8 protein-coding genes are annotated in these 6,736 nt (G+C 73.3%); 4 read left to right on the top strand and 4 right to left on the bottom strand.

What is annotated here, in order from left to right; all coding sequences use genetic code 11:
• Positions 1 to 59 precede the first annotated feature (59 nt).
• Entirely contained in the window at positions 60 to 536 is a 477-nt protein-coding gene (locus AB4039_RS10965) for a lamin tail domain-containing protein (protein ID WP_266844801.1), read from the bottom strand.
• A gap of 215 nt (positions 537 to 751) precedes the next feature.
• Here AB4039_RS10965 and AB4039_RS10960 point away from each other — a divergent pair, with 215 nt between their 5' ends.
• From AB4039_RS10960 to AB4039_RS10950, 3 genes are all read left to right on the top strand, one after another.
• Complete coding sequence (locus AB4039_RS10960; protein WP_266844799.1) at positions 752 to 1,708, top strand: helix-turn-helix domain-containing protein; 957 nt, start codon at positions 752 to 754, stop codon at positions 1,706 to 1,708.
• A gap of 110 nt (positions 1,709 to 1,818) precedes the next feature.
• The gene (gene gap, locus AB4039_RS10955) at positions 1,819 to 2,817 is read left to right on the top strand and encodes a type I glyceraldehyde-3-phosphate dehydrogenase (protein ID WP_442270587.1); all 999 of its coding nucleotides are present in this window, start codon (positions 1,819 to 1,821) and stop codon (positions 2,815 to 2,817) included.
• Positions 2,818 to 3,042: 225 nt separating this feature from the next.
• On the top strand, positions 3,043 to 3,456 hold the full coding sequence (locus AB4039_RS10950) for a nuclear transport factor 2 family protein (RefSeq protein WP_266844796.1): 414 nt from the start codon (positions 3,043 to 3,045) through the stop codon (positions 3,454 to 3,456).
• Positions 3,457 to 3,475: 19 nt separating this feature from the next.
• On the opposite strand, the gene AB4039_RS10945 is transcribed toward AB4039_RS10950, so the two are convergent.
• The 3 genes from AB4039_RS10945 to AB4039_RS10935 form a co-directional block, all read right to left on the bottom strand.
• Positions 3,476 to 3,685, bottom strand: coding sequence for a hypothetical protein (locus AB4039_RS10945; protein WP_266844795.1), 210 nt, complete (start codon positions 3,683 to 3,685; stop codon positions 3,476 to 3,478).
• A gap of 110 nt (positions 3,686 to 3,795) precedes the next feature.
• A complete protein-coding gene (locus tag AB4039_RS10940; RefSeq protein ID WP_266844794.1) occupies positions 3,796 to 4,512 on the bottom strand; it encodes a dioxygenase family protein in 717 nt (238 codons plus the stop codon).
• A gap of 150 nt (positions 4,513 to 4,662) precedes the next feature.
• Positions 4,663 to 5,496, bottom strand: coding sequence for a class I SAM-dependent methyltransferase (locus tag AB4039_RS10935; RefSeq protein WP_442270586.1), 834 nt, complete (start codon positions 5,494 to 5,496; stop codon positions 4,663 to 4,665).
• 236 nt (positions 5,497 to 5,732) lie between these two features.
• Here AB4039_RS10935 and AB4039_RS10930 point away from each other — a divergent pair, with 236 nt between their 5' ends.
• Positions 5,733 to 6,719, top strand: coding sequence for an MsnO8 family LLM class oxidoreductase (locus tag AB4039_RS10930; protein ID WP_266844792.1), 987 nt, complete (start codon positions 5,733 to 5,735; stop codon positions 6,717 to 6,719).
• Positions 6,720 to 6,736 lie beyond the last annotated feature (17 nt).

The raw sequence follows: 6,736 nt of genomic DNA, 5'->3' as shown, positions 1-6,736 counted from the left end.
CGCCGCGGGGGCAACGGCCGGCGGCTCAGCACCCCTGTGGGGGCGGCCGCCGGTCCGGGTCAGCTGTGGCGGCCGCCGCGGCCCCACGACTGGGTGTCCAGCACGTTCCCGCGGCTGTCGCGCAGGGTGGCGGTGTCGCGCTTGTCCCAGATCTGCTTGCGGCGGCCCTGGTAGAGGTCGCGCTGGGTGTTGCGGCCCTGGCCGGTGTGGACCTTGACGCTGGAGCGGCCGTCCAGGCGGAAGTCGCTGAAGCGGTAGCGGTTGCCCTCGCGGTCGGTCAGCGTGAAGCCGCGCAGGTTGACGCTGTGGCGGCCGGTGTTCTTGACCTCGACCCACTCCCCGTTCAGGGCGCGGTTGGAGCGGACGTCGCGGTTGGGGCTGTCGTACTGGACGCCGCCGATGACGACCGCGGAGCGCTGGCCCTTGTGGTCGCGTCCGTGGTCGGCGGCGACGGCCGGCAGGGCTGCCGCGCCGATGAGGGCGCCCGCGGCCACCAGGGAGGCGACCAGGCGGCGGGTGGCGAGAGAAGCAGACATGGAGATGACCCCTTCAACAGACAGCCCGGTCCGGTCATCCTGAAAGCCGGACGGGCTCCGAACGGTTCCCGGCGTCCTGCCGAGGAGCCACACTCTGGCGCCCCCGGCTCGCCAAAAGGTGGATCATCCGGCGCGTGTTGCCAAATGCGGATATATCCGTGACTATCCCTTGAAGTCAATAAACATCTAAGCTGCGTTGGCGTACGCTCCTTCCCGTGCCACGTTCCCGCCTGCACCATGTCGCCGTCCTCGTCCTCGAAGGGGCCAAGCCGCTCGACGTCGGCATTCCCGCGCAGGTGTTCTCGACCCGCGCGAGCATGCCGTACGAGGTACGGGTGTGCGGTGCGGCGCCCGGACTGGTGACCGGCGGCGACGGACTCTCGTACTACGTCGCGCACGGCCTCGAAGCACTGGCCTGGGCCGACATCGTCTTCGTCCCCGGCTACCGCTTCCCCGACCGCGACGACCCGCCGCGGGCCGTCGTCGACGCGCTGATCGCGGCCCACGCCCGCGGCGCGCGGCTCGCCGCCATCTCCACCGGTGCCTTCGCGCTCGCCGCCACCGGACTCCTCGACGGGAAACGCGCCACGACGCACTGGCACTACGCGCGGGCCCTGGCGGCGAAACGCCCGCTGGTACGGGTCGACGAGAACGTCCTGTTCGTGGACGAGGGCAGCGTGCTGACCTCGGCCGGCGCCGCCTCGGGCATCGACCTGTGCCTGCACGTCCTGCGGGGCGACCTCGGGGTGGCCGCGTCGAACCACGCCGCCCGGCGTCTGGTCGCCGCGCCCTACCGCAGTGGCGGCCAGGCACAGTACGTGCCCCGCAGCGTGCCCGAGGTGCTGGGCGAGCGGTTCGCCGCCACCCGCGAATGGGCACTGCACCGGCTCGGCGAGCCCCTCACCCTGGAGATCCTCGCCCGGCACGCCGCCGTGTCGGCGCGCACCTTCTCGCGCCGCTTCGCCGAGGACACGGGGTACACGCCGATGCAGTGGGTCATGCGTGCCCGCGTGGACCTGGCCCGTGAGCTGCTGGAGCGATCGGAGCGCAGCGTCGAGCAGGTCGCCGCCGACGTCGGCCTCGGGACCGGATCCAACCTGCGGCTGCACTTCCAGCGGATCCTCGGCACCACGCCGAGCGAGTACCGGCGCACCTTCACCCGGGGCGAATAGCCGCGTGCCACCCCCTTGTGGCGCGATCCTTGCGGACCGTGGCAATCCCGCCGCTGTCACGGCCGCGACCAGCGGGGGAACCTGGTGGCGAACCCGAAAGGACACGCCTCATGACTCGCATCGCCATCAACGGATTCGGCCGCATCGGACGCAACGTGCTGCGCGCGCTGCTCGAACGCGACAGCGACCTCGATGTCGTCGCCGTCAACGACCTCACCGAGCCCGCCACCCTGGCGCGGCTGCTCGCCTACGACACCACGTCGGGCCGGCTCGGCCGCCCGGTGACCGTCGAGGGGAACGTCCTCGTCGTCGACGGCCGTCGCATCACGGTGCTGGCCGAGCGCGAGCCGGCGAACCTGCCGTGGGCGGAGCTCGGCGTCGACATCGTGCTGGAGGCCACCGGTCGCTTCACCTCGGCCAAGGCGGCCCGTGCCCACCTCGACGCGGGTGCGAAGAAGGTGCTGGTCAGCGCGCCGGCGGACGGCGCCGACGTCACGCTCGCCTTCGGGGTGAACACCGACGCGTACGACCCGGATCTGCACACGATCGTCTCGAACGCCTCCTGCACCACCAACGCGCTCGCCCCCCTGGCCGCGGTCCTCGACGACCTCRCGGGCATCGAGCACGGCTTCATGACCACGGTGCACGCCTACACGCAGGAGCAGAACCTCCAGGACGGCCCGCACCGCGACGCCCGCCGCGCCCGCGCCGCCGCCGTCAACATCGTGCCGACCACGACGGGCGCCGCCAAGGCGATCGGCCTCGTTCTGCCGAACCTCGACGGCAAGCTGTCCGGCGACTCGATCCGCGTGCCGGTGCCCGTCGGGTCGATCGTCGAGCTCAACACGACCGTCGCCCGCGACGTGACGCGCGAGCAGGTGCTGGAGGCGTACCGTGCCGCGGCGCAGGGCCCGCTCGCCGGCGTGCTGGAGTACTCGCAGGACCCGCTCGTCTCCTCCGACATCACGGGCAACCCGGCCTCGTCGATCTTCGACTCGGAGCTGACCCGCGTCGAGGGCCGCCACGTCAAGGTCGTCGCCTGGTACGACAACGAGTGGGGCTTCTCCAACCGCGTGATCGACACGCTGCAGCTGCTCGCCACGCGCTGACCGGAGGCCGGTGCACGGGGCGCCCGCGGCGGCGGGCGCCCCGTCCTGCTCCCAGGACGGCCGGCGGGCCCTTCCCGCCCGCACGGACACGGCCTCCACCGGCGGCGACAACGTCCGGTTGTCGAGCTGGTCGGACGGTTGTTGGATCTACGGGAGCCCGTGCGATGAGCTGTGACCAGAGCGGTCCGACGGACCGCGGGACACAGCCACCGAACGGAGCTCCCCATGACCGGCACCGACCCCAAGGCCGTCGTCACCCGATACGTCGAAGCGGTCCGCGACGGCGACCTCCCCGCCATCCGCGACAGCTTCGCGCACGACGCCACCTGGACCTACCCCGGCGACCTGCCGATATCCGGCACCTACGAGGGCCGCACCGCCATCCTGGAGGACTTCCTCGGCTCCGTCGGCCCGCTGATCCGGCCCGGCACCACCGTGATCGAGCTGACCCACGCCTTCGCGGACGGCGACCAGGTCCTCGCCGAATGGACCTCGACGGCGACCACGGTCGACGGCGCCGCCTACGCCAACCGCTGCGCCGGGGTGTTCACCGTCCGCGACGGGCGGATCGCCGCGGTGCGCGAGTACGCGGACACCCGGCACGCTGCGGACGTGCTCTTCCCCGCACACCGCCGCTGATCCCCCCGGCCACGGCCGGCTAGCCCCACTCGTCGGGTGCCCCGCCCAGCCAGCGGATCGGCGGCCACCCCACGGCGGTCTCCAGACCGGCCGCGCGGAACATCTCGACCACGTCGGCGAGGGAGTGCGCCATGCCGAGCGGGCGGTCCTCGCCGTGCACGTGCGCGACCACCGCCCGGCCACCCCCCGGAGCGACCGGATGGACGACGACGTGCAGGCGATCGGGCATGCCCCCAGCGTGCGCGCGCCGCGGCGCTCCGGCACGCCGGGCGCTCCGTACGGGCGACCCCGCGCACCCGCCCGGACGCCCCGCGGTCACGGTGGCGGACGCGCTGTCGGTCAGACGATGCCGATGACGAACGAAGCCCGGTAACCGGCGCCGTCCCGCACCGGGTTCAGCGTCAGCTGGGCGCCCTTGGACGCGAACCGGTCGTCGCGGGTGTTGGGGTGCGCGGGGGCCTTGCGGCGGGAGTAGGGATCGCCCGCGTACACCGCGTTGAGCAGCTCCTCGGGCAGGAACAGCTGGGAGGAGACCGCGGTGCGGTGCCCGGGGCGGACCTTGAAGTGCACGTGCGGGGCGATGTGTGCGTACCAGCCCGGCACGATGGTGCGGAACGACACGCGGCCGTCCGCGTCGGTGGTCTGGGTGCCGCGCAGATAGGTGGCGCCGCGCTGCGAGTACAGGCCGGAGGCATCGGCGTGCCAGATGTCCACCGCCGCCTCCGCCAGCGGGGCGCACCCCTTGGCGGCCCGTACGATCTGCAGGTCCAGCCGCAGCGGGACGCCTTGGCGGTCCTCCGTTACGTCGGAGCGGATCTGGCTCTTCGGGGTGTAGTACGGGCCCTCCCCGGTCTCGGCGGCGAGGACGCAGGACGGCGGCGGGCCGGACGGGTTCGGTGTGACGGCCCGTACGGCGGCGGCCCGGCCGGCGGCCGCCTCCGCCGTGCCCTCCCGCCTTCCGGCACACGCCGATGCCAGACCGGTGAGGGCGGTGGTGCCGACGGCCAGCAGCAGCCTGCGTCGGTGGGTGTCCAGGGGGCGGGGCTCGGGAGTCACGGCGCGCCTTTCGCGGGGGTCGGGGCCAGGGGCTCCACCGTGGCGCAGCCGCTCCCGGGCCTCTCCCGACACGCCGCCGCACGGCCCCCGCTTACCTCCCCTCGGCCGACGCACCCGACGGATGCCCACCGGGCCGGTCGGCGCGGTCGCCTACGGGTGGCGGGCCGTGATGACGTAGTAGTCGAGGATCCGCCGCTCGTACGCCTTCAGGAAGTTGCGCGGCCAGGTGTCCGGTGCCCACAGCCGGGACAGCCAGGCGTCCCAGCCGGCCCAGACCCGGTGGCCGATCGACTCGGCCCGCGCCCCCGCGAGCCCCGACGCCGTGAGCGCGTCGGTGAGGGCGGACACCGGGCGGGCGATGTCCAGTCCGTTCGCGTAGGTGTCCAGCAGCAGGGCCAGTTCCTCGTCCGGGGCCTGCGCGTCGTCCGTCGTGAAGAAGCTGGCGACGGCGACCCGTCCGCCCGGACGCAGCACGCGCGCCGTCTCCGCGGCGAAGGCGGCCAGGTCCGGGAAGTGCTGCGCGGCCTCCACGCTGACGACGGCATCGAACTCGCCGTCCGCGAAGGGCATCCGCTCCGCCGCGCCCCGTACGAATCTCAGCCGTTCCGGTGCTTCGTCCAGGAGGCCCGCGTGCGCCTCCCGGGCCCGCCGCAACTGGGCGGGGTGGATGTCCATGCCGGTGACCCCGGCGGGATGGTGCTCGCGCAGGGCCAGCGCACAGCCCATGCCGAGCCCGCAGCCCACTTCGAGGACCCGCAGCCGCTCCAGCGGCCCGGCGGCGTCGAGGACCCGTCGGTAGAGGTCCTGCTGGCTGCGGATCCGCTCCGCCTCGCCGAGCGGGGCCGTCAGGTCGATGCCGTTCCAGTAGCCGAAGTTGATGAACCCGCCGGCGAAGACCGGAGCCCCGCTCAGGTCCGCGGGCCCGTACGTCTCCCGCACCGCGGGCCGCATGACGGGGAAGGACTCCTCGGCCTCGAACGCCACGCCGTGCCACCTCCGGGGAAACGCGGAACGCCGCGGAACGTACGGACGCGCCCAGTCTGGCACCGTCCGTACGCCCGACCGGGGCACGCCCGGACCTGTGGCCTGTGTCGTACCCCGGACGGCCGGAAACGAGCGGTACCGCAGGTGGCCCGCCGGACCGTCAGGCCCGTCCGGACCGGTGGCGCGAAAGTGATCACCGATCCGGTAACAGGACGTGCGATCCCTATGCTGACGTCATGCTCGACATACCTCTTTCAGCGCTGGAAGTCGCGATGGTCCAGACGGACTCCCGCGCCCTTGACACCCTGCGGGACACCGCGGCCTTCGCTCAGGGAATCGAACAACTGGGCTACCACCGCCTCTGGTACGCCGAGCACCACCATTCGCCCGCGATCGGAGCGTTCCCGCCGGTCGTGCTGATCGCGCACGCTGCCGCCTCGACCTCGGCCGTCCGTCTCGGCTCCGGGGGCGTGCTGGCCCCCAACCACGCCCCCATCATGCTCGCGGAGCAGTTCGGAACGCTGGCGGCCCTGCACGAGGACCGCATCGACCTGGGCATCGGCCGCGGGCCCGGGACCTTCGACGAGGGCATCGCACGGGCACTGCGCCGCGGAGCCGGGCCGGTCACCGACGCGGAGTACCGCGACGACGTGGCCGCCACCCTGTCCTTCCTGGTGGACGAGGTCGCCCTGGGCCCGCTGCCGGAGCCGTGGCTGCTGGCCTCCAGCACGGCGGGCGCAGCCCTCGCCGCGGAACTCGGTCTGCCGGTGGCCGTGGCGCACCACATCCGGCCGGACAACACCCGGGCGGTCCTGGAGCGTTACCGCGCGGAGTTCACCCCGTCCCGCTGGTGCGAGCGGCCGCGCGTGCTGCTGTGCGTGGAGACCGTGTGCGCCGAGACGGAAGAGGAGGCCGCGTGGCGCGTCGGACCGATGGACGTCGTCAAGGCCGGGCTCCTCAAGGGGGTGAGCGACCTGCCGTTCCCCACCCCGGCGGCCGCCGCAGCGCACCCGTTCACGGGGGAGGAGCGGCAGGCGCTGGCCCACTTCCGGGCACAGCAGGCCGTCGGGACGCCCGAGACCGTCGTGGGACGGCTCGCCGCACTGGCGCGCGAGACGGGCGCGGACGAGCTGATGCTCACCACGCCCGTTTACGACCTCGGCGACCGCCTCCGCTCCTACGAGCTGGTCAGGAAGTACGTGGAGGCCACCGCCGCCCCGTAGGCGCCGGCGGGCCACCG

The sequence above is a fragment of the Streptomyces sp. M-16 genome, from assembly GCF_052114405.1.
GTDB lineage: Bacteria > Actinomycetota > Actinomycetes > Streptomycetales > Streptomycetaceae > Streptomyces.
Note: the sequence above shows the minus strand (reverse complement) of the source record. Positions and strands in the feature narration are given on the sequence as shown.